Here is a 21,426-nt window from a genome sequence, read left to right on the forward strand (position 1 = left end):
GGCGAGGACTCACGGGAGGGCGGCGCGATGCCAGCGACCCCACCCGTACGCCCGGCACACCCGGTACGCCCGGCACACCCGGGCAGCCGGGGGCCGGGGTACCGCGTACGGTCGGCGGCAAGCACCGCGCTCCTCCTGACCGGAACGCTCCTGCTGCCCCTGGGCCTGACCGCCACCTGGGCACACGCCCAACTCACCGAGACCGACAGCTATGTGGCAACAGTGGCACCGCTCGCCGAGAACACCGCCGTACAGCAAGCCGTCGTCGACGACGTGACGGACGGGGTCATGACCCACGTCCCCCTCGACGGCCTGCTGAACGGCCTCCTCCAGGCCGTACCCCACGCCGAACGCCCAGCCCTGCGCCGCCACTTCACCCATGGCATCCGGGAGTCCGTCGCGAAACAGGTCCGCCAGGTCGTCACCGACCGTGGCTTCCCCATCATGTGGAACGGCGTGCACCGGACCGCCCACCGGACCCTGGACGACACCCTCGCCGCCCCCGGCGCCGGCCCCGGCCCCGTCCAATCGGAAGTCACCCTCGACCTCACACCGGTCCTGGAACGGGTCAAGCACCAGCTCTCCCACAACAGCATGGGCCTGGACCTCGTCCACCGCGTACCGCACTCCGACGTGGAAGTCGTCCTGCTCAAGGCCCCGTACGTACCCCGTGTACGGGCCCTCTACGAAGCCGTACGCCACGGGGCGCTGCTCCTGCCCCCGGCCGCAGCCCTGTGCCTGGGCGGCGGACTGCTCCTGGCACACCGCCGCCGACGGGCACTGATCTGCACCGGCACGGGCTGCGCGGCCACGGCCGCCCTGCTGGCCGCAGCACTTGCGCTGCTCCGCGGCCGCGCCCTGGACGCCCTGCCGCCGATGATCTCCCGCCCGGCCGCGGACGCGTACGCCGATGCGCTCACCGGTCCTCTACGCAGCGGGTTCTGGCTCGTCATGGCCACCGGCACCCTGACCGCCGTGCTCGCCGCAGCAGGCCCGCCGGTGGCCCGGGCCTGGCTGGCCCGGCGCGCAGCGGTCAGGTGATCTTCCAGAGGATGTCCTCGCGGAAACCCGGGTTGAACGGGTCGAGCACGAAGCCCTCGCCGGAGGCGCCCCTACCAGGGAGTTTGCGCGGCGACCCAATGAAGTGATCAAGAGTGAGGACCAGCTTGCCAGTCGCGCTGTCGAGGTGAGCGGTGAATTCCTGTCCCGCCCTGCCGTCCCAGTGGAAGGTACCCCCGGTGGACGGGACGAAGACGGACGCCCCGCGCCATTCGCCATCCAACTGGTCCGCACCGGTGGTAACGGTCTTGATGGTCATGTTGACGAACTGGACTCTGCTGGGGTCGTCCTTGACCGTGAGTTGCACATCGACGTTGTACTGAGGGGCGACCGACGCCTTCTCGCCGACCCCGTGGTCGTCACTCATGCCATCACACCTCGTTTCGCCGTCGCCTCCTGGATGCGGAGGACGCCGCCTCCATCATCCGGCAGGGCAAGCGCTACGTCTTCTTGATCTCGGCGAGGAAGGCCGACCAGGCGTCGGCGGTGAAGGCGACCACCGGGCCGGTGCGGTGGTGCTTGGTGTCGCGGACGGCGATGGTGGGGCCTGCGGGGTGGGTGACAGGGAAGGTTCCGGTCTCGACGCACTCGTCCCGCTCCGCGCTGTAACTGGACTTGCGCCAGCCACTCGCGCCCTGGTCAAGGTTCCGGGACACAGGCCCTCCCTGTCTGATCAAGTTCTGTCTCGCCACTCCTTGGCGGTCTGCGCAAAGTATCGCTGAGTGTCTCCGGTCGAGAGCGCCTGGGCTTGGAGGTTGGAGAACCGGCTGATAGCCGACCGGACGCGGCCGGGGTCATCACTGAAGGCACCTCCGCCTTCGACGTACATGATGCTCCCGTCCGTCGTGTCGGCATCAGCGAAGTCGAGGAGCACGAAAGCACCGCTCATCCCGAGGTGCGCACCAGCCGCGAAGGGAAGCAACTGCAATGAGATGTTGCTGCGTTGTCCCAGCAACAGGAGATGCCCGATCTGCTCCGCCATCACCTCAGGCCCGCCCACAGCGGTGAGCAGTGCCGCTTCGCCGATGATCGCCCACACGTGTAGTGGCTTCTCTCGGTCCAGAATGGCCTTGCGCCGCTCGCGGACCGCGACCACCTTCTCCAGATCCCAGCCCCTGTCCTCGATTCCAGCCCCCAAGTTGGCCATTGCCTCGCTGTACGCCTGGGTCTGCATGATTCCTGGCACGAGGAGGGGCTGGAAGGTTCGGATCTCAGTAGCCAGATCCTCCATGTCTGCGACGTCGACGGCGGTCGGCCCCACGGTCTTCCCGTATGCGGCCCACCAGCCCCGGACACGGCTGTACCGGGCGAGCTCCAGGAGCTTCCGCCGCAGTTCCTGGTCCTCCAACTCGTATATGTCCAGGTACGCCTTGGCGTCAGCAACGCTGATCGCAGTGTGGCCGGACTCCTGCCTGCGCACACTCGATGGGCCTACGCCCAGCTGCTCCCCCACTGCCTCGACGGAAAGCTTCCGTTGCTCCCGGAGCCTTCGGAGCTGACTGCCGAGCAGACGCTTCCGGGCAGTGGGAATCCCTCTGTATCCCATGTTGCCTCCAAACACCGACAGGAATGTCACACCGACCCTGTTGCGACATCGACCGATGTTCGGGATAGTAGCCACCAAGTCACCGTCCGTGCACGGCGATTGGCATGACAAAACCCCCGCGACCGGGCTGACCTTCCACAGAAAACCCGGCCACAGGGGCCAACAACCAGCACCTAAGAGGAGCTGATCTATGCGCAACCGTACCGCGCAACTGCTCACCCGTCTGCTACGAGCGCTCATCCCCGGCCACGGCCGTCACCGCCGTATCCCCCTCCCCGCCCCTCCGCCCCCAGTCGTCCAGGCCGAGCCGCCGCTCTGGGACACCCCCCTCATCCGCCCGTACCTCATCGCATACGAACGGCAGACGGGCCGGCGGATGGAGGCGGCCGTATGAGGCACGACGACGGCGACGATGAACCCCTCCGGCTGCTGCCCTGGGCCGGGCAGGGAGACAAGAGCCTCTACCTCTCCACGGACCACACCACTGGCGGCCGCCTCGCCCGTGCCGCCGATGACGCCGAGGCCGTACAACTCCAGATGGCCATCGAGCTGATCGGCCACAGCGATGACCTGCTCGCTCAACGGCCGCTCTCCGCACGCGAGGTGGCGCACCTCGCGCGGTGTCTCACCGGATCACTGCGTGACATGGTCCGGGTCGCGCAGAGCCGAGGAGACCGGCTCAGATAGCACCAGCTCGGACAGCCAGAACGACCTCAGATGGCCAGGACCGTCTTCCCCCGGGCACGGCCCGTGCGGCTGGCGGCGATCGCCGCCGGTGCCTCCTCCAGGGGGACCTCGCTGCCCACCAGAACGGTCAGCCGGCCCGCGTCGAGGTGGCCGGCCAGGATTTCCAGGAGCTGCGGGGAGGGGCGGTTGACGAAGTTGAAGCCGCGGAGATTGCGTTCGGTCAGGTCGTCGGCGTCGGCGGAGCCGATGAGGGAGACGGCGGTGCCGCCATCACGGAGGGTACGGGTCATCTCGGCGAATTCGGCGGGGCCGCTGATCATGTCGATCAGGACGTCCACGCCGTCCGGGTGGGCCGCCAGGACCTGGTCGGCTACCGGGCCCGCGGTGTGGTCGACGGTCTCCGAGGCGCCCAGATTGCGCATCAGCTCCGCCATCTCCGGGCGCGCGGTGGCGATCACCTCGGCTCCGCGGCCGGCCGCCAGCTGGGTGGCGAAGGTACCGACGCCGCCGGTCGCGCCGACGATGAGCACCCACTTGCCCTCGCTGGTCCGGGTCTCCTCGATCAGGTTGTACGCGGTCATCCCGGCTGTCGGCACCGCGGCCGAGGTCGCGTAGGTGACGCTGCGGGCGGCGTGCGCGATGCGGTCCTCGTCGGCGAGGGCGAGTTCGCAGTACGAACCCCCGCCCTGCTCGGCGCGCTGGAACTGGCCGAACACCGCGTCCCCGACCGTGAACCGCCGTACGCCGCTGCCGACCGCGAGTACCTCACCCGCACCGTCCGTCCCCAGGACGAGGGGGAAGGAGGCCTTCACGGCGTCCCCGAAATCACCGTCGGCAAGCTTCCAATCGACGGGGTTGAGCCCGGCGGCGGCCAGCCGCACCAGGACCTCGCCGGGCCCTGGCTCGGGCTGCGGCAACTCCATGAGCTGCGGCTGTTCGCCGAATGCGTTGACTGCTACGGCTCTCATCGTGGCTTCCCTTCCACCCTGGGGACCGGTGGCCGAGGTGGATCGTAAGCACGCCGGACGGGCCGGATGCGGCAGGAGGAGAGGCGGTGCGGCGGAAGCAACTCGTACGGCCCCCGAGGCCGGGCCGCGGAAGCAACTCGTACGGCCCCAGCCGGGGTGTATCCGGCTGGGGCCGGCGCCTCTCTGGGTACATATGTCCCCATGCGCGTTCTGGTGGCGGCGGGCGAGGAGTGCCTCGCGGACATGGCGGACACGGTCATCGCAGGGCTGCGCCGCGAGGCGATCACGACGGATATCGCCCATGACGGCCGGGAGGCGATGGTCAAGCTGCGGCTCGGCGGGTACGACGTGCTCGTCCTGGACCTCGACCTGCCCGCGCTGCACGGGCCGTACGGGCCACACGGGCCACACGGGCCACACGGGCTACAGGGGCTGCGCAGGACGCTTGGGATGCAGGGGACCCGGGTGCTGATGCTCACCGCCTCGGGCCCGGGACCGGGGCTGGGGCTGGGGCTGGGTGCCGACGACTATCTGGCCAAGCCGTTCGCGTACGAGGAGCTGCTCGCCCGTGTGCGGGCACTGGGCCGGCGGGCCCGGCCCAGTGCCCTGCCGCCGGTCATCGAGCGGTTCGGCGTCGCCGTCGACACCGCGCACCGGCTCGCGTACCGCGACGGACGGCCGCTGACGCTCTCGCGAGCGGAGTTCGGAGCGCTGGAGGTGCTGCTACGTGCCGACGGTGCAGTGGTCAGCGGCGACGACCTGATCGAGGAGATCTGGGAGGAGCACACCAGCTTCCGCGCCAACGCGGCACGGGTCACGCTCGGCACACTGCGCGCCAAGCTCGGGGACCCGCCGCTGATCGAGACCGTACCGGGCGCCGGATACCGGATGACCGGAGACCTGTTGACCGCCGAGGACCCATTGACCACCGAAGATCCGTTGACCACCGAATACCCGTTGACCGGACGCCGGCCGACGGGCCCACCCGATTGCCCACATGGCAGGACCGGTAGCGGACCGCGGGATTCAATGGCCCAATGACCGGCTCCATGATCGGCTCCGCGACCGGCCCCGTCACCGGCCCTGCGACCGGCTCCATGATCCGGTTCGAGTCCGTCACCAAGCGCTACCCGGACGGCACCCTCGCCGTCGACGACCTCTCCTTCGAGGTCAGGGAGGGTGAGCTGGTGACCCTCGTCGGCCCGTCCGGCTGCGGCAAGACGACGACCATGATGATGGTCAACCGGCTCATCGACCCCACGCACGGACAGATCTTCGTCGACGGCGCCGATATCGCCGGTGTCGATCCGGTCCGGCTGCGCCGCCATATCGGCTACGTCATCCAACAGACCGGCCTCTTCCCGCACCGCACCGTACTCGACAACACCGCCACCGTCCCCGTGCTGACCGGCTGGAAGAAGACGAAGGCCCGCGAGCGGGCTGCCGAACTCCTGGACCGGGTCGGCCTGGACCCGGCCGTCTACGGCTCCCGCTACCCCGACCAGCTCTCCGGAGGCCAGCGGCAGCGGGTCGGGGTGGCCCGGGCGCTCGCCGCCGACCCGCCCGTCCTGCTGATGGACGAACCGTTCGGAGCCGTCGACCCGGTCGTCCGCGACCGGCTGCAGAAGGAGTTCCTGCGGCTGCAGGCCACCATGCACAAGACGGTGCTGCTGGTCACCCACGACATCGAGGAGGCCATCCGGCTCGGCGACCGGATCGCCGTGTACGGAGCGGGGCGGATCGAACAGTACGACACCCCGGCGAGCGTCCTCGGCACTCCGGCGACACCCTACGTCGCCGAATTCGTCGGCACCGACCGGGCGTTGAAGCAGCTCTCGGTCACCGGCATCGACCGTGGCGACCTTGAACGCCCGCCGTTCGCCCGCCTCGGCGAACCGGCCGCGGAGGCGGTGACACGGCTACGGGCCGAGGGCGCCCGATGGGCGGTGGTGCTCGACGAGGACGGCGAACTCCACGGCTGGGTGGGCACGGAAGAACTCGCCGGGGCCGGCGGCACGGTCGCCGGACACGCCCGCCGGATGGAGGCCTGGGTGCCGGTCACCGCCACCCTCAAGGCCGCCTTCAGCGAGATGCTTCAGCACGACGCGGGCTGGATCGCGGTCCTGGACGGCCACCGGTTCCTGGGCGTCCTCACCCCGACCACGCTCCATGAGGCGCTGCGTCGCACGATCGGCGTGGACGAGCGGGGGGTGCCCCGGGAGCGGGCGGAAGTGGATTCGGTGCCTACGGAGTGAGGTGCGCGCGCCGTGCCTACGGAGTGAGGTGCGCGCGCCGTGCCTACGGAGTGAGGTGCGCACCGTGCCTACGGAGTGACGCGCCTGCCTCCCCGATTACGTGCGCGGCGGATACGGCGGAAGGCCTCCAGGGCAAGCGTGACAGCCGAAGCGCCTGCCACGAGCAGGATGACGCCGGTGCGGCCGTCCACGCTGATCACGGATGGCTCGGGTGGGCTGGCGAGATCGTCGGAACCGGCGGTTTCCAGGGGTACGTCGTGCTCGACGGGGAAACCGGAAACGGGCGGAACCCAGCGGTCGATCGAGGTCGGACCGTCCTCGACCTCCAGCTTGATCGGCGCGGTGTTGTTGCCGGGGTTGGTGTCTCCGTTGCCGGGTTCGGCCACCGAGATCCTGCCTTCGGCACCTTCGACCCGTCGGTCGATCCGCACGCGCAGGGTGACATACCACCTGGGGTTGCTGCAGTAGATGTTCCCGTCTTCCGCATCCCGTGTGCAGTAGTCGATTTCGGAGGGAAGCCCCTCCCGCTCCTGCCGCGTGAGCGGGGCAAAGCTCGTCCCTTCGGGCACCTCCACCCGCACTCGCTGGGCGGCCCCGGTGGGTTCCGGGATGCTCGCCTCGGCGTACTCCCCGATCCTGCCGCGGAGCTTGATGCCCTCGATGCCCCAGTCCGCTCTGTCGGCATAGCCGTCCGAGACGAAGCGCAGTTCACCACCGCCCTTGGCTTCCCCACCGCCCTTGGCTTCCCCATCGCCCGTGCCTTCTCCGTCGCCCGTATCTTCTCCGTCGCCTGTGCTTTCTCCGTCGCCCTTGAGCGTGCTCATGGCCACCGGTTTGAGACCGACCGCGGTGTCCTTGCCCCGTTCGTACTGCGCTGTGTAGTCCTCGGTATGCGCGGGCGGGTCCCCCAACGGCCAGACGGAGTACGTGTATGACCCGTTGACGGCGTAGTAGTCGCCACTGACTTTCGGGAGAGGTTCGGCGAGCTCGTACGCGGCTCCGGCGGGCACGGCGTCAGAGAACTCGCAGATGAGCGTGCGGTGGTACTTCGCGAGGTAACAGTTCCTGGGGATGGTGTCGAGGGCGATGGTGTCGAACCTGGCGTCGGTGACCGTGACGCGCAGAGCCACGCCGAGAGGCGCCGCGACTGGCCCGGTGTTCCCGAACGCGGGTGTGAGGGGCGGGATGCTGTCGCCCTCGTCCGGGGTGATGGTGTGCGGCTCGTGAGTGCGGAGCCTGAAAGACGGCCTCTCACCGTCTTGGCGCACCGAGCCGGGTCCGCCGGCACCGGCACCGGCACCGGGCCCGAGCAGCAGCACCGCGCCCGCGGTGAACAGGACCGCCAGAACCGCCCTGCGCCCTCTCCCCTTGCGCACTCTGCCTGCCCCGCGCACCATCACCGTCGTCTGCCCCCTCGTACCAGACCCGTCCCCCGGGGGTGACACTCTCGCATGCATCCCCTGCATACGACCCATAGAGGTCACATACGTCACACGGCGCAGGGCTCACGGCTCACGGCTCACGGCTCACGGCTCACGGCTCACGGCTCACGGCTCACGGCTCACAACACAGGGCAGGGCTCGCGGCTCACACAGGCCGGGCGTCGGCCGCAGCCTCACCGTTTCATGTGAAACGTTGGCCGCAGGCTCACTGTTTCACGTGAAACATCGCCCCTCCGCCCGCCCACAGGTCTGCCCCCTCACTCCCCTCAGCCCCTCGGCAGCAGCCTCTTCGACACCAGATAGTTGTGCGCCACGTCGGCCGGCAGCCGCCGCCAGCTGTCCACCTGCTCGTTGAGATGCGCCAGATCGGAGGTGGTCAGGACCTTGTTGAGGCGGTTGAGGGCGGCGGCCACCCGTGCGCCGCCCGCGCGGGCACGGTTGACGACAGGGATGACGTAGTCGGCGTTCTGCAGCTTCTTGTCGTCGGCGAGCAGTACCAGCCCGAACTGGTCGAGGGTGGCATCGGTGCTGGTGGTCACCATCATCTGGTCCTGTCCGCGCTGCACGGCTTGTTTGGCGGGGATCGTGCCGACGCCCTTGGGGTCGATGGCGGTGATGTCGATCCCGTACGTCTTCCTCAACCCAGGTGCGCAGAATGGCCGTTGGACGCATTCATCGCCTGCCGCGAGACGCACCGGCAGTTTCGCCCGCCCCATGTCGCTGAGGGTCTTGAGCCGGTGTTCACGGGCGTATGCGGCGCTCACCGCGAAGGCGTTCTGGTCGACGGCCCGGCCGGCCGGAAGCACGGTCAGCCCCCGGTCCGTGGCGAGCCTGCGCAGCACGGCCATGGTCGCGCCGAGGTCGGATGAGGCGACCGGGGCAGCCTTGGAGCCCTTGTTCTTGGCGTTGAGCCAGTCCGCGAAGGTGGCCGCGTACTCGGGGACGACATCGATCTGCCCGGCCTCCAGCGCGGGTTCGTACAGCTCGCGGTTGCCGACGGTGAGGACCCGGGTCCGGTAGCCGGCGTGTGCGAGCAGCGCCGCGTACATCTGGGCGAGCAACTCGCTCTCCGTGAAGCCGGCCGAGCCGATGGCAAGGTCGCGGTGGTCCCCTGGCGAGGCGGTGATCGCGGGGCGGGTCTCCAGGGAAGGGCCGCGGTTGCAGCCCGCGAGCCCGAGGGCGGTGAGGACGGTGGTGAGGGCGGTCAGGGCGACGACAGCGGTGGGCACGGCGACGAAGGCCGGCGGCGCGGCCTTCACCGGCTCCGCCCCCGTACCCACCGCGGCCCTCACCGGCTCCGCCCCCGTACCCGCCGAGGCGCGTACCGCTCCACGAGCTCGAACACGGCCTCCATCAGCAACGCGAACACCGCAACCAGCACCGCACCGGCCACCACCTGCGAAGTGCTGGCCAGATTGAACCCTGCGGTGATGATCCGGCCGAGCCCGCCGCCACCCACCAGCGCGGCGAGCGTGGCAGTGGCCACAAGCTGCACGGCGGCGATCCGTACTCCGGTCAGCACGAGCGGGAAGGCGAGCGGCACCTCGACCCGCCACACCAGCTGCGCCCCGGTCATCCCCATACCGCGCGCGGCCCGCACCACGTTCCGGTCCACTTCCCGCATCCCGACGTACGCGTTCGTGAGCAGCGGCGGGATGGCGAACAGCACCAGCGCGATCACCGTCGGCCACTGTGCATGCCGCCCGAGGGGCGTGAGCAGCAGGAGGACCAGGACGGCGAACGTCGGCACCGCCCGCCCGACGTTGGCCAGGTTCACCGCCAGCGCACCGCCGCGCCCGAGGTGCCCGAGGGTCAGTGCGACCGGCAGCGCGATCAGGGCGCTGATGATCAGGCAGGCGAAGGTGAGTGCGAGGTGCTGCTCCAGACGGTGCCAGACGCCGTTCTCACCGGACCAGTTGGCGGCGGTGGACAGCCAAGTCCAGACCGCGGAGAGGGTGTCCGTGTCCGTGCGCGTGCCCGTGTCCGCAGGTCCCCGCGCCACGAGGGCGCTCATGTCCGCCGTCATGTCCGCCGTCCGGGTGCCGCCGCCGTCACCAGCCGTTTCAACCCGGCCGTCGCCCGGGTCCGCACGCCCCTCTTCCGGCCCGCCCGCCGCCAGGGTGTGAGCAGCCGTTCCGCCCCGAGCAACAGCAGATCGAAGACCGTCGCGATGAACACGCACAGCACCGACGCGGTGAGCACCTGCGCCTTGAAGAACGAATTCATCCCGGAGTAGATGAGATTGCCCAGCCCGCCGTACCCGACGATCGCCCCCACGGTGGCGAGCGCGACCGTCGAGATCGTGGCGATCCGCAGTCCGGCCATGGCAGCAGGCACTGCCAGCGGCAGCTCTACGGTGAGCAGTTGGCGCATCGGCCCGTAGCCCATCCCGCGGGCGGCCTCCTTGGCCTCTACGGGCACGCCGTTCAGCCCCGCCAGGATGTTCCGTACCAACAGGGTGAGTGAGTAGAGCGCGAGTCCGGCCACGACCAGGGTGGCGGACAGCCCGTAGACCGGGAGCAGCAGCGAGAACATCGCCAGCGACGGGATCGTGTAGACGACCGTGGTGATGCCGAGCACCGGCCCGGCCGTCCAGCGTCGGCGACGGGCCAGCAGCGCGAGCGGGACCGCGATCACCAGCCCGAGCGCCACCGAGACCACCGTCAGCTGGACGTGCTGGGCGACCGCGTCGAGCAGGATCTGCCGGCGGGTGGTCAGGTAGTCGCCGCAGATCCAGTCGTTATGGGCCAGGCAGTCGTCCGGCGGCGGTGCGGTCACGGTACGAGTCCATCCCGGCGGAGGCGGGAGTGTCGCGTCCACGGCGTCCAATCGGGTCCTGCCGGAGACGCCGCTACGGGCTCACGGCTACCGAACGCGCTACGGCCTCACGCCGCCCCCCTGGGAACCAGGCCGCCCGGCCTTGGCAGCCTCCTTGTGCGGCTTGTTCCGCGGCGGCGGCAGCACACCGGGCTCCGTGTCCTGCGGGAACGTCAGCTGCCGGCCCTGCCACTCCAGGGCGGGCACGAGCTCACGGCGCCAGGTCGCGAACTGGTGGCTTCCCCGCGGCAGGATGATCGAGTCCACCCGCATCGGCGACTTGGCCGCCTGGATGAACCGCATCGTGTCACCGTAATTCCCCTCGCCCTGGCGGCTGCTGGTCACCAGCGCGGAGATCTGCGGCGTGGGCAGATGCCTCAGCCGCCACAGCAGATCGTGCTCCCGCTGCCGCTGGGCAGCCGCCGGCCCGCTGCCGAAGAGGCTGCCGGTGGTCAGATCGTCCTTGACCGCGTAGTCCCCGGAGAGCGAGACCGCAGAGGTGTACGCCTTCGGGTTGCGCAACACCAGCTGCAGCGAGCACGTACCACCGGACGAGTACCCGAACGCACCCCAGGCACTGGGGTCATGTCCCACCCGGTAGGCGGACTTCATGGCCTCCGGCAGGTCCTGGGTGAAGAACGTCTCGGCCTGCGGCCCGCCCGGCACGTCCACGCACTCGGTGTCCCGCGGCGGCGCGATCGTCGGCCGCACCATCACGATCACAGTCGGCTGCATCCTGCCCTGCTCGATCAGCCGGCCCGCGTTCTGCGGCACCTGCAGATGCTGCGCGAGGTTCATGATCCCGCCCGGATAGCCGCTGATGACGACCATGACGGGGAACCGCTGGCGGCGGAACTGCTGCTGGAAATACTGCGGTGGCAGATAGACGAAGCCGGGGTTGATGGCCCGGCTCCGCCGCCCGGTGATCCGTACGGACTCGACCTTGCCCACCTTGTCGGCGGGCCCCTGGGGCAGACCGGTCACCCGATCGAGCCCCTGGGGACCGGCCGGTTGGACCAGCCCGTTCTTGGTGTCGCCGACCGAGGCGTACTGCCCGCCGCCCTGGTTCACGGACACCGGCGCCTCGTCGTTGTTGCCCAGAAGCTCGTCCCAGCTGCCGTAGAACTCGAAGTTCGCGTTCACGGCCAGCGCGAACGCGCACACGATCGACAGCTGGGTGACGAGGATGGCTCCCAGTCTGCCCAGCACGGCCCGAGCCCCGGGCTTCGCCAGCCGGGGCCAGAACCACACCGTGGCGGCCACGCAGGCCAGCGCCAGCACGACCACCGTGAATTCGAGCGACTGACTGGTCAGCCCCATGCGCCCACATCTCCCGTCACCCTCGGAAAGGGTTCTCGCCTTCTTACGGGTTCTCGCCTTCTTACCGGCTTACCGGCCGCCTAAGGCACAACGGCGGCTCGGGACATTGGTCACCGGAGAGGGCGAGCACACCTGCCCATCGGACACCTGAGCGGCCCAGTCCCCGCCCTTCTCCTGCCTTGTGGCCCTTGTCTCCTGCCTCGTGCCTCCTGCCTCCTGCCTCGTGCGTCTTGCTATGTGCGTCTTGCTTCGTGCCTCTTGCTCGCCTCGTGCTTCTTCCCTCTTACTCGCCTCGCGCCGGTTCGCACTCGCCTCTTGCCAGTTCGTTTCCGTGCCGTGATACGGGACGGCCCCCTGGACCCCGTCAGCGCAACGCCGCCCCCGTGACCAAAGCCGCAAAACCACATACCTCACCAGACCCCCCGGATAGCCCATTCCGCAAGGCGCGGGGTCCCACGATGGGGCCGGTCCCGGCCGCTACGCTTACGTATCCGTCCTGGTCAGGGACATGTCTGTGCTTCACGGACAAACGCCGCACCCACCACACACAAGAGAGGTTCGCCGATGGGCATTCGGAGTCTGCTGCGCAACGCTTTCGGTCGCTCCAAGGCGACCCGTGAAGGAACCGGCGCAGCCCCGAGCGGCGCCGACAAGCCGGAGTCCGCGACCATCCCGGAGGCCCGCGAGGAGCCCACCCCGGCCCCTTCCTCAACCTCCACTTCTGCTTCCGCCTCCGCTTCCGCCTCTGCCGCTTCCTCCGCCTCTGCCCCTGCGGCCGAGGTCCCGGCCGCCCGCACGGCCCCCTCGGAGGGGCCGGACACGGACCCGCACCCGACGACCGCCTCGACGACCGCCTCAACGCCCACCCCGACGACCGCTCCGGCCACCGCCACCCTGCCGGCCCAGGGCAGTCCGGTGGACCGCGGCGAACCGCCGGCCCGGGAGCCTGACGCGGAACGGGCCACCGGCACGGCCACAGACGGGGTCAAGGCCGAGGCCAAGACCGAGGCCAAGGACACGGTGAAGGCCGAGATCAAGGACACGGTGAAGGCCAAGGCCAAAACCGAGGTCAATGCCGACATCAAAGCCGAGATCAAGGCAGACGCTCACGCCAAGTCCGGTGACACCGTCGCCGACCTCGTCAGCCAGGCCTTCGACACCCCGATCCCGGCACCCACCGCGACCGTCGAGTCCGCCGTGACGCCGGCGACGACCAAGCCCGAGCCCGAGACCGAGAGCAAGCCCGAGAGCAAGCCGAAGACCGAGGCCGAGCCCAAAACCGGAACGGTTCCCGCACCCAGCACCGGAACGGTTCCCGCACCCAGCACTGGGGCCGATCCCGAACCCAGGACCGACCTGGAAGCCACCGCCCCCGCCCTCGTCAGCCTCTACAAGTCCGCCCGCGTCACCCTCGACAAGCACGGCCTCGGCTCCCAGCGCGCCGCCGTCTACCTCGTCCTCGACCGCTCCGGCTCGATGCGCAACTACTACAAGGACGGCACGGTCCAGCACCTCGCCGAGCAGGCCCTCGGCCTCGCCGCCAACTTCGACGACGACGCCATCGTCCCCGTCATCTTCTTCTCCACCGACGTCGACGGCTCCGCCGACCTCGACCTCACCAACTACCAGGGCCGCATCGAGGAGTTGCACTCCGGCCTCGGCCACATGGGCCGTACCAACTACCACTGGGCCATCAACGCCGTCGTCGAGCACTACAAGAACTCCGGCAGCACCGCCCCCGCCTTCGTCATCTTCCAGACCGACGGCGCCCCGACCTCCAAGCCGGCCGCCGAACGGGCTCTGTGCGAGGCGGCCGAACTCCCCATCTTCTGGCAGTTCATCGGCTTCGGCGACCCGGAGGGCAAGGGCTTCGACTTCCTCCGCAAGCTCGACGACCTGGCCGTCCCGGAGAAGCGCGTGGTGGACAACGCCGGCTTCTTCCACGCCGGCCGCGACCCCCGCGCCCTCTCCCACGACGAGCTCTACCAGCAGCTGATGGTCGAGTTCCCCGAGTGGCTCACCGAGGCCCGCATCGCCGGCGTCCTCAAAGACACCGACGCCCTCGAGGACAACTGACCCCACCCCCACCCAAACCCCTACCCCCACCCTCAGTTCCGCCCCACCGGCCGTGGCCGGGCCCCTCGGCCCGTCCGCGGCCGGTGCCATTTACACCCGTTGAAATAAAAAACAACCACCGGCCGGTTTTGCGCCGCAGCACGCCCGCTCACCCCTCATTGTCAGTGCCGTATGCCAAAGTTGGGCGCAACAGTTCGATAGCTCATCAGCAGCTCAACAGCACGACGATTGAGCAGTTCATCATCAGCACATCGGGGGAGGGGCCGATCCGTCATGTCATTGGTTGACGAGGTAGCGGCAGTTCATGCAGGACAACCAAATCCAGCCGCACTGATCGGCGAATTCCGCCGCACCCACGTACTCCTCCCCACCTCACACGACACCCTCATGTCGGCCGAAATGAACGGCATTCGATGGCTGTACGCCTTCACCGACGAAGCAGCCCTCTCCCGTTTTGCCCGCTCCCGCGGCTGTGAGCCCGGTACGGAAGCGGAGTGGCAGTACGTAACGGCGTCCGGCGCCCGCATCCTCGACGTACTGATTCCCGCCATCGAAGGGCCGACGGGAGTGGCCCTGGACGCGGGCAGCGAACAGGGCGCGCTCTTCCCACCAGTGGCCGGAATCGTCCCCACCAGCGCAGCACTCGACAGCGCAGCACTCGACGTGCCGACAGGCGACATATCCACAAGCGACGCGCCAATAGGCGACATACCGCCAAGTGACAGACCAAGCGACATATCGAATAACGCACCGCGCAGGGGGGACGCGCAGAAATGGGCCTGATAGGCGGCGACGGATATCAGCTCGAACCCGAGGCCTTCGAGGCGATTACCAAGGGCATCAAGGCGGCCACCGCCGAACTGAAAGAACTGGGCTTCGACATCGAGGCCCAGCTCGGCCGTGGCTTCGACAATCTGGCGCTGGACAGCGTGGAATGCGGTGACGACGGCTTGGCGACCGTCCTCGACTCCTTCTGCGAGCGCTGGGGCTGGGGCGTCCGCACCCTGATGCAAGAGGCCAATGGCTTCTCCCAGCGGCTGGGTCTCACGGCAGGCCTCTACTACGAGCAGGAGCAGTACCTCTCGGACACGCTCAAGCAGACCGTGAACGCCGCGATGGGCGACCCGGCCAAGTCCGCCGAGAAGCTGCACGACACGTCCTGGGGTGACGTCCTCGGCGACAACCTCATCACTCAGGTCAAGAACGCCGACTTCGACCCGACGTCCGCAGCCTCCCTGGAAGGGCAGCAGAAGGTGACAGCCGCAGGCCGGCAGTTCCTCCAGGACGTGCACTCCATCCCCGACCGCGTCACCCACCCCTTCGACGACCCTGCCGAGGTCACCACGGAGTTCCACGAGCCGAAGAAGCCTGAAGGGCACGGGAGCACCGGCACCGGGGGTAACGGAAACGGGGGTAACGGAAACGGGGAGAGCAGCAACGGGGGCAACAGCAAGTGAACTGGCTGGGAGACGCCGTCAACAAGGTCGGCGACGCGGCCGACAAGCTCACGGACGCCGTGGAACGCGGCGCCGGTGAGGCCGTGGAGTTCGGCGCCGACAAGCTGGGTGACGGCCTGGACGCGATCGGGGCCGACGGCGCCGCCGATGCCGTCCGCTCAGGTGGCGACAAGCTCGCGGGCGCGCTGGGCGCCCACGTCGACGAACGCCGACTCGGCGAGTCCGACGACCCCAAGCAGCTCATCCACGGCGACGCCGAAAAGATCAACGAAACCGCATCCCACCTCAAGGACTTCTCGGCCGCCTTCGACCGAGTGGCCGACGGGATGCGCAAGATCGGCTCGCACAGCGGCTGGACCGGTCAGGCCGCCGAGGCCTTCCGCGAGTCGTTCGACATGCACCCCAAGCAGTGGATGCGCGCCGCCGACGCCTGCGCGGACGCCTCAAAAGCCCTCAAGTCCTACGCGGCGACGGTCACCTGGGCACAGGGCAAGGCCGCCGACGCCATCGACAAGTACCGCACCGCCTGCGAAGCGACTCAAAACGCCGTCAACACCTACAAGACCTCCGTCGACTCCTACAACGCGAAGGTCAAGTCCTACAACGCCGCGGTGGACAGCGGCTCCGACCCGGGCCCGAAACCGACCGAGCCCGGCGCGTTCAGCGACCCCGGCGACGAGGGCCGCCAGGCCGCCCAGGACATCCTCAAGGACGCCCGCAGCCAGCGCAGCGAAGCCGCCGAGCGGGCCCGTAACGCCCTCCAGAAGGCCCTGGCCCACGCCCCCGACAAGCCTGCCTTCACCGAGCTCGCGGGCGCGGCCCTCAAGGACGGCAGCAAAGCCTTCGTCCTGGAACATATGCACCTGGCCGGCGGCGTCGTGAAGGCCGGCGCCGAAACCCTCAAGCTGGCCCGGATGGTCAACCCCCTCGACCCCTACAACATCACCCACCCCTGGCAGTACCTCTCCAACACCAGCACCACACTCATGGGGCTGGCCTCCGCCCCGCTCCACCCCATCGACACCGCCAAGGGCATGCTCGGCACCGGCTGGGGCAGCGACCCGGCCGACTCGCTCGGCACCATGCTCGGCAACCTCGTGGGCGGCAAGGGCGCGGGCGGACTGGCCAAGGGGGCGGCCAAAGCCGGTGCCCGGAACGCCGCTAAGGGCGCCGCGCGGACCGCCGCCAAGGAAGGCGGCAAACGCACCGTCCGGGACCGTCTGCGCACCGCCTGGTGCAAAACCTTCGGCAGCGACCCCATCGACATGGCCACCGGCCGGATGCACCTGCCGCAAACCGACATCGCGCTCCCGGCCGGCCTTCCCCTCACCTTCACCCGCACCTTCGAATCGTCCTACCGCACCGGCCGCTGGTTCGGCCCGGCCTGGATGAGCACGGTGGACCAGCGTCTGGAGATCGACTCCGAAGGCGTCATCCTCATCGGTGAAGAGGGCAACTTCCTCCTCTACCCCCACCCCGCCGTCGGCGTCCCCACCCTCCCCGTCGAGGGCGACGGCGCGCCCCTGGAGCTGACTCCCGACGGCGACTATCTCCTCACCGACCCGCTCACCGGACTCCGCCGCTACTTCACCACCTACACCGAAAACCTCGCCGTCCTCGACGAGATATCCGACGACCGCCGCTGCAACCACATCACCTTCGACTACACCGAAGACGGCACCCCCACCGCCCTCACCCACAGCGCCGGCTACCGCCTCCTCCTCACCACCGACCAGGGCCGCATCACCGCCCTCCACCTCGCCGGCGCCGCCCCGGACGGCACCGACCAGCTCCTGGTCACCTACGGCTACGACGACTTCGGCAACCTCACCACCGTCACCAAATCCTCCGGCCTACCCCTCCGCTTCACCTACGACGACGCCGGCCGCATCACGTCCTGGACCGACACCAACCACAGCAGTTACCACTACGCCTACGACGACCAGGACCGCTGCACCCACCAGGGCGGTACCGAAGGCCATCTACGCGCCCACTTCACCTGGGGCGACCCCGACCCGGTCACCGGCCTGCGCACCAACATCCACCACAACTCCCTCGGCCAGGCCACCACCTACCAGGTCAACGACCACCACCAGATCGTCGCCACCACCGACCCCACCGGCGCCACCACCCGCACCGTCCGCGACGCGGCCCACCGCGTCCTCTCCACCACCGACCCTCTCGGCCGCACCACCCACCTCACCTACGACGACGAGGGCCGCCCGACCACCGTCACCCTCCCCGACGGCACCACCTCCACCACCACCTACAACGCCGACGGCCACCCCCTGAGGGTCACCAGCCCGGACGGCACCACCTGGACCCACACCTACGACCCCAAGGGCAACCGCACCTCGACCACGGACCCAACGGGCGCCACCACGACGTACACCCACGACCCCCTCGGCCACCTCGCCTCCCTCACCGATGCCCTCGGCAACACCACCCGCATCTACTGCAACAAGGCCGGCCTCCCGCTCACCGTCACCGACCCCCTCGGCGCCAAGACCCACTACCGCCACGACGCCTTCGGCCGCACCACATCCGTCACGAATCCCGTCGGCGAAACCACTCACATGGTGTGGACGGTCGAAGGCAAACTCGCGGCCCGCATAGACCCCACCGGCGCCACCGAAGAATGGACCTACGACGGCGAAGGCAACCGCCTCACCCACACCGACGCCATCGGCCAGACCACCCACTACGAATACGGCCATTTCGACCTGCTGACGGCCCGCACCAACCCCGACGGCGTCCGCTACTCCTTCACTCACGACACCGAACTCCGCCTCACCCAGGTCACCAACCCCCAGGGCCTGACCTGGAACTACGCCTACGACGGCGCAGGCCGCCTCACCTCCGAGTCCGACTTCGACAGCCGCCCCCTCACCTACACCCATGACCTCGCCGGCCAACTCACCACCCGCACCAACGCCCTCGGCGAGGTCACGACCTACACCCGCGACGTCGCGGGCCGCATCACTCGCAAAGACGCCGCAGGCCTGCTCACCACATACGGGCATGACGCCAACGGCAACCTGCACCAGGCCACCAATGACGACGCCACCATCACGTACACCCGAGACGTACTGGGCCGCATCACCGCCGAATCCGTCAATGGCCGCACCCTCACCTTCACTTACGACGCCCTGGGCCGCCGCACCTCCCGCACCACCCCCACCGGCCACACCACCACCTACACCTACGACCCCGCCGGCAACCGCACCGCGATGGAAGTCGCGGGCCACTCCCTCACCTTCGACCACGACGCCGCCGGCCAAGAACTCACCCGCACCATCGGCGACACCCTCCAACTGGCCCACACCTGGGACCCCACCGGCCGCCTGGCCACCCAATCCCTCACCACCACAGGAACCGGAACCGTCCAGGTACCCACGGGCGCCGCCCAGGCCCCCAACCCCGCCGCAGAGGCACTGCAACTTCTCCACCGCGCCTACGCGTACCGCCCCGACGGCCATCTCACCACCATCGACGACTCCCACACAGGGCACCGCACCTTCGACCTCGACCGCGCCGGCCGCGTCACCGCCGTCCACGCCGCCGACTGGACCGAGACCTACGCCTACGACGAAGCGGGCAACCAAACCCACGCCACCTGGCCCGACCACCACCCCACCCCCTCAGCCCGAGGCGATAGGTCGTACGTCGGCACCCGCATCACCCACGCCGGCCGCATCCGCTACGAACACGACCCCCTCGGCCGCGTAACCCTCCGCCAAAAAACCCGCCTCTCCCGCAAACCAGACACCTGGCACTACACCTGGAACACGGAGGACCGCCTCACCACCGTCACCACCCCCGACGGCACCACTTGGCGCTACCTCTACGACCCCTCCGGCCGCCGAATAGCCAAACAACGCCTCGCAGCCGATTCCGCGACGGTCATAGAACAGACGGACTTCACCTGGGACGGCCCCACCCTCACCGAACAATCCACCCACGCACCACACCGCCAGGAATCCCTCTCCCTCACCTGGGACCACCAGGGTCTCACCCCCCTCACCCAAACCGAACGCAAAACCACCGCTCTGGCCAATGCCCCTCAACAGGTAATAGACCAGCGCTTCTTCGCCATAGCCACCGACCTCGTCGGCTCCCCCACCGAACTCGTCGCTCCCTCCGGCACCATCGCCTGGCGCACCCGCACCACCCTCTGGGGCACCACCACCTGGAACCGCGACGCCACCGCCTACACCCCCCTCCGCTTCCCCGGCCAATACTTCGACCCCGAAACCCAGCTCCACTACAACTACTTCCGCGCCTACGACCCCACCACGGCGCGATACCTCAGTCCAGATCCACTCGGACTCGAACCCGCTCCCAACCCTGCTGCTTACGTCCACAACCCCAATGCTCTGGCCGATCCTCTTGGTTTGAGCCCGTGCTCTCTTCATGACTTGGGTGATGGCTGGTACCGCTCCCGGGAAGGACTTGACTATGGCCCTGGATCAGCCGAGGGGCACCGAATCAACCATGTAATGCAGCACGCCCACGAAAACCCTGCGAAACCAAGACACGGCGTATTCGATACGGGACGACGAGGAATCCTGGAGACAGTCGACAACGCCTGGGCGAGACGAGATCTCGCCGTCTCGGTGAATCATCAGGGCGCACGCAGCACATATATAATACCCATGGAGAGACAGGTAGGTTTCAACCCGGGCGAAAACTACGTGTCAATCACCGTGGAACATGGAAACGAAGTTATCACCGCATTCCCTAGGAGCTGGCAATGAGAGAGAAGAAAGCCTGCACCCATTGCGGACAGGACTGGGTAAAAGAGTACAAGCGAGCGGATACGGGTCAGGTCTTCCACATGTGCCCCGAGTGCGAATCCGTCTGGCTCGACAAGAATTGCATCGATGATGCTACCGAGCTATACCTGAGCGAATTCATGGGCAGTGGCGACTCGGTCAGAGATTGGGAATCCATCACCCTCATCGAGTGATCAGAATTACGAAATAACCCAAAACCAACTAAGTCGTACCGAGGATCCAGACCAGTGGGCGAATCGACATAAGCACGCCGCAGCAGCCGCCAGGCAGGTTTGGAGATGCGCCGGGATACGGGGCACTCTCAGGTGGGCCACAGCCTTGGGCCACCAGCTGGGCGTCCGTCACAAGTGCCGGGCGGGCCAGTACCGCCAGTTCCTGGAGTCTTTGGACCGCAAGGCACTCATGGGGCTCCGGCGCAGGGCCCACGGAGTGCCGCAGCAGGCACCGTATGGATACGGCGGGCCGGAAATGGTTCCACCTCCTCCGCCCAAGCACAATGCCGGAAAGGCGTGGGGATCATCAGGGCGGTTGCTGCGGTACTGGTGGTCGGGAGCGTGGCTTCGGCTGTGGTTATCGGGGGCGATGGCGGTAGCAGTATCTCGAGCAGGACCTCTGCCGCGCCGAAATACAAGATTGTGGTGCCGCAGCCGCTGGTTGGTGGGGAGTACACGCTCGCCAAAGATATCTCAGCAGATGGATTCTCAGGTGCCGCATGACGGGGTGAATGCTCATGGTGTGCGCACCGCGGGTGCCCAGTACACCGGGGCACGAAGTCGCTAGTGATGATGGGAATGAATGGCACGTTTGATGATCCCGGAGAGAGCTGCGACCGCATGATCCGTGGAATGACGAAGTCTCCAGACACCGAAGTTACCGCCCCTGAGAAGTAGTACACGCCCAGGAGTGGCGGGTAGCCGCTGACCTTCGGGGTGGATGTAAAGAGGCGCCGGCCGGACAGAAAATTACGGTGCCCTTCTGCGCCTGAGGAACCTCCAGTACGACG

Annotated in this window: 18 protein-coding genes and 1 pseudogene; 10 read left to right on the top strand and 9 right to left on the bottom strand. The window is 68.4% G+C overall.

Translation table 11 applies throughout. The features are described 5' to 3' along the window. Positions 1-27: 27 nt before the first annotated feature. Complete coding sequence (locus ACFY12_RS13405) at positions 28-1,041, top strand: hypothetical protein (RefSeq protein WP_390715917.1); 1,014 nt, start codon at positions 28-30, stop codon at positions 1,039-1,041. Here ACFY12_RS13405 and ACFY12_RS13410 read toward each other — a convergent pair. From ACFY12_RS13410 to ACFY12_RS13420, 3 genes are all read right to left on the bottom strand, one after another. Then, positions 1,034-1,426, bottom strand: a complete 393-nt coding sequence (locus tag ACFY12_RS13410; RefSeq protein WP_390715918.1) for a hypothetical protein — start codon at positions 1,424-1,426, stop codon at positions 1,034-1,036. The two genes, ACFY12_RS13405 and ACFY12_RS13410, sit on opposite strands and share 8 nt — an antisense overlap. Positions 1,427-1,499: 73 nt before the next feature. Continuing rightward, positions 1,500-1,715, bottom strand: a complete 216-nt coding sequence (locus tag ACFY12_RS13415; protein ID WP_390715919.1) for a DUF397 domain-containing protein — start codon at positions 1,713-1,715, stop codon at positions 1,500-1,502. A 17-nt stretch (positions 1,716-1,732) separates the two neighbouring features. Next, positions 1,733-2,680 (bottom strand): helix-turn-helix domain-containing protein, encoded by a 948-nt coding sequence (locus ACFY12_RS13420; protein ID WP_390715920.1) that lies wholly within the window; start codon positions 2,678-2,680, stop codon positions 1,733-1,735. Between the two features lie 115 nt (positions 2,681-2,795). Between ACFY12_RS13420 and ACFY12_RS13425 the strand changes: the two genes are divergently transcribed. Then, positions 2,796-2,999, top strand: coding sequence for a hypothetical protein (locus tag ACFY12_RS13425; RefSeq protein WP_390715921.1), 204 nt, complete (start codon positions 2,796-2,798; stop codon positions 2,997-2,999). After that, entirely contained in the window at positions 2,996-3,292 is a 297-nt protein-coding gene (locus tag ACFY12_RS13430; protein ID WP_390715922.1) for a hypothetical protein, read from the top strand. Before ACFY12_RS13425 ends, ACFY12_RS13430 begins: the two co-directional genes overlap by 4 nt. 26 nt (positions 3,293-3,318) lie before the next feature. On the opposite strand, the gene ACFY12_RS13435 is transcribed toward ACFY12_RS13430, so the two are convergent. Beyond that, positions 3,319-4,260: an NADP-dependent oxidoreductase gene (locus ACFY12_RS13435; RefSeq protein ID WP_390715923.1), complete on the bottom strand. Its 942-nt coding sequence runs from the start codon at positions 4,258-4,260 to the stop codon at positions 3,319-3,321. 201 nt (positions 4,261-4,461) lie between these two features. On the opposite strand from ACFY12_RS13435, the pseudogene ACFY12_RS13440 reads away from it, so the two are divergent. Both ACFY12_RS13440 and ACFY12_RS13445 read left to right on the top strand, forming a co-directional pair. Further along, positions 4,462-5,151: pseudogene (locus ACFY12_RS13440) on the top strand (response regulator transcription factor); the annotation flags it as partial. 206 nt (positions 5,152-5,357) lie between these two features. Then, complete coding sequence (locus ACFY12_RS13445; protein WP_390716269.1) at positions 5,358-6,515, top strand: betaine/proline/choline family ABC transporter ATP-binding protein; 1,158 nt, start codon at positions 5,358-5,360, stop codon at positions 6,513-6,515. 68 nt (positions 6,516-6,583) lie between these two features. Here ACFY12_RS13445 and ACFY12_RS13450 read toward each other — a convergent pair whose 3' ends face one another. The 5 genes from ACFY12_RS13450 to ACFY12_RS13470 form a co-directional block, all read right to left on the bottom strand. Further along, on the bottom strand, positions 6,584-7,891 hold the full coding sequence (locus ACFY12_RS13450) for a hypothetical protein (RefSeq protein WP_390715924.1): 1,308 nt from the start codon (positions 7,889-7,891) through the stop codon (positions 6,584-6,586). Positions 7,892-8,223: 332 nt separating this feature from the next. Then, complete coding sequence (locus tag ACFY12_RS13455; RefSeq protein WP_390716270.1) at positions 8,224-9,165, bottom strand: ABC transporter substrate-binding protein; 942 nt, start codon at positions 9,163-9,165, stop codon at positions 8,224-8,226. A gap of 80 nt (positions 9,166-9,245) precedes the next feature. Further along, positions 9,246-9,971, bottom strand: coding sequence for an ABC transporter permease (locus ACFY12_RS13460; protein ID WP_390715925.1), 726 nt, complete (start codon positions 9,969-9,971; stop codon positions 9,246-9,248). Positions 9,972-9,979: 8 nt separating this feature from the next. After that, a complete protein-coding gene (locus ACFY12_RS13465) occupies positions 9,980-10,735 on the bottom strand; it encodes an ABC transporter permease (protein WP_390715926.1) in 756 nt (251 codons plus the stop codon). 99 nt (positions 10,736-10,834) lie between these two features. Then, positions 10,835-12,094, bottom strand: a complete 1,260-nt coding sequence (locus ACFY12_RS13470) for an alpha/beta hydrolase (protein WP_390715927.1) — start codon at positions 12,092-12,094, stop codon at positions 10,835-10,837. 564 nt (positions 12,095-12,658) lie between these two features. Here ACFY12_RS13470 and ACFY12_RS13475 point away from each other — a divergent pair. From ACFY12_RS13475 to ACFY12_RS13495, 5 genes are all read left to right on the top strand, one after another. Continuing rightward, the gene (locus ACFY12_RS13475; RefSeq protein ID WP_390715928.1) at positions 12,659-14,170 is read left to right on the top strand and encodes a VWA domain-containing protein; all 1,512 of its coding nucleotides are present in this window, start codon (positions 12,659-12,661) and stop codon (positions 14,168-14,170) included. Between the two features lie 273 nt (positions 14,171-14,443). Beyond that, positions 14,444-14,953, top strand: a complete 510-nt coding sequence (locus ACFY12_RS13480) for an SseB family protein (RefSeq protein ID WP_390715929.1) — start codon at positions 14,444-14,446, stop codon at positions 14,951-14,953. Next, positions 14,944-15,627 carry a hypothetical protein gene (locus ACFY12_RS13485; RefSeq protein ID WP_390715930.1) on the top strand — a complete coding sequence of 228 codons (684 nt, stop codon included), beginning with the start codon at positions 14,944-14,946 and terminating at the stop codon, positions 15,625-15,627. Before ACFY12_RS13480 ends, ACFY12_RS13485 begins: the two co-directional genes overlap by 10 nt. Then, positions 15,624-20,384, top strand: a complete 4,761-nt coding sequence (locus ACFY12_RS13490) for a putative T7SS-secreted protein (RefSeq protein ID WP_390715931.1) — start codon at positions 15,624-15,626, stop codon at positions 20,382-20,384. The genes ACFY12_RS13485 and ACFY12_RS13490 overlap by 4 nt, the downstream gene beginning before the upstream one ends. Beyond that, on the top strand, positions 20,381-20,596 hold the full coding sequence (locus ACFY12_RS13495) for a hypothetical protein (RefSeq protein ID WP_390715932.1): 216 nt from the start codon (positions 20,381-20,383) through the stop codon (positions 20,594-20,596). The genes ACFY12_RS13490 and ACFY12_RS13495 overlap by 4 nt, the downstream gene beginning before the upstream one ends. The last annotated feature ends 830 nt before the right edge of the window (positions 20,597-21,426 follow it).

This window comes from Streptomyces sp. NPDC001339 (assembly GCF_042895955.1).
GTDB lineage: Bacteria > Actinomycetota > Actinomycetes > Streptomycetales > Streptomycetaceae > Streptomyces.

Excerpts from the sequence above, each read along its gene's own strand:
- ACFY12_RS13435 (WP_390715923.1), bottom strand. The coding sequence starts at position 4,260 with ATGAGAGCCGTAGCAGTCAACGCATTCGGCGAACAGCCGCAGCTCATG.
- ACFY12_RS13480 (WP_390715929.1), top strand. The coding sequence starts at position 14,444 with ATGTCATTGGTTGACGAGGTAGCGGCAGTTCATGCAGGACAACCAAAT.
- ACFY12_RS13460 (WP_390715925.1), bottom strand. The coding sequence starts at position 9,971 with ATGAGCGCCCTCGTGGCGCGGGGACCTGCGGACACGGGCACGCGCACG.
- ACFY12_RS13475 (WP_390715928.1), top strand. The coding sequence starts at position 12,659 with ATGGGCATTCGGAGTCTGCTGCGCAACGCTTTCGGTCGCTCCAAGGCG.
- ACFY12_RS13430 (WP_390715922.1), top strand. The coding sequence starts at position 2,996 with ATGAGGCACGACGACGGCGACGATGAACCCCTCCGGCTGCTGCCCTGG.
- ACFY12_RS13445 (WP_390716269.1), top strand. The coding sequence starts at position 5,358 with ATGATCCGGTTCGAGTCCGTCACCAAGCGCTACCCGGACGGCACCCTC.
- ACFY12_RS13485 (WP_390715930.1), top strand. The coding sequence starts at position 14,944 with ATGGGCCTGATAGGCGGCGACGGATATCAGCTCGAACCCGAGGCCTTC.
- ACFY12_RS13425 (WP_390715921.1), top strand. The coding sequence starts at position 2,796 with ATGCGCAACCGTACCGCGCAACTGCTCACCCGTCTGCTACGAGCGCTC.
- ACFY12_RS13495 (WP_390715932.1), top strand. The coding sequence starts at position 20,381 with ATGAGAGAGAAGAAAGCCTGCACCCATTGCGGACAGGACTGGGTAAAA.
- ACFY12_RS13405 (WP_390715917.1), top strand. The coding sequence starts at position 28 with ATGCCAGCGACCCCACCCGTACGCCCGGCACACCCGGTACGCCCGGCA.
- ACFY12_RS13410 (WP_390715918.1), bottom strand. The coding sequence starts at position 1,426 with ATGAGTGACGACCACGGGGTCGGCGAGAAGGCGTCGGTCGCCCCTCAG.
- ACFY12_RS13470 (WP_390715927.1), bottom strand. The coding sequence starts at position 12,094 with ATGGGGCTGACCAGTCAGTCGCTCGAATTCACGGTGGTCGTGCTGGCG.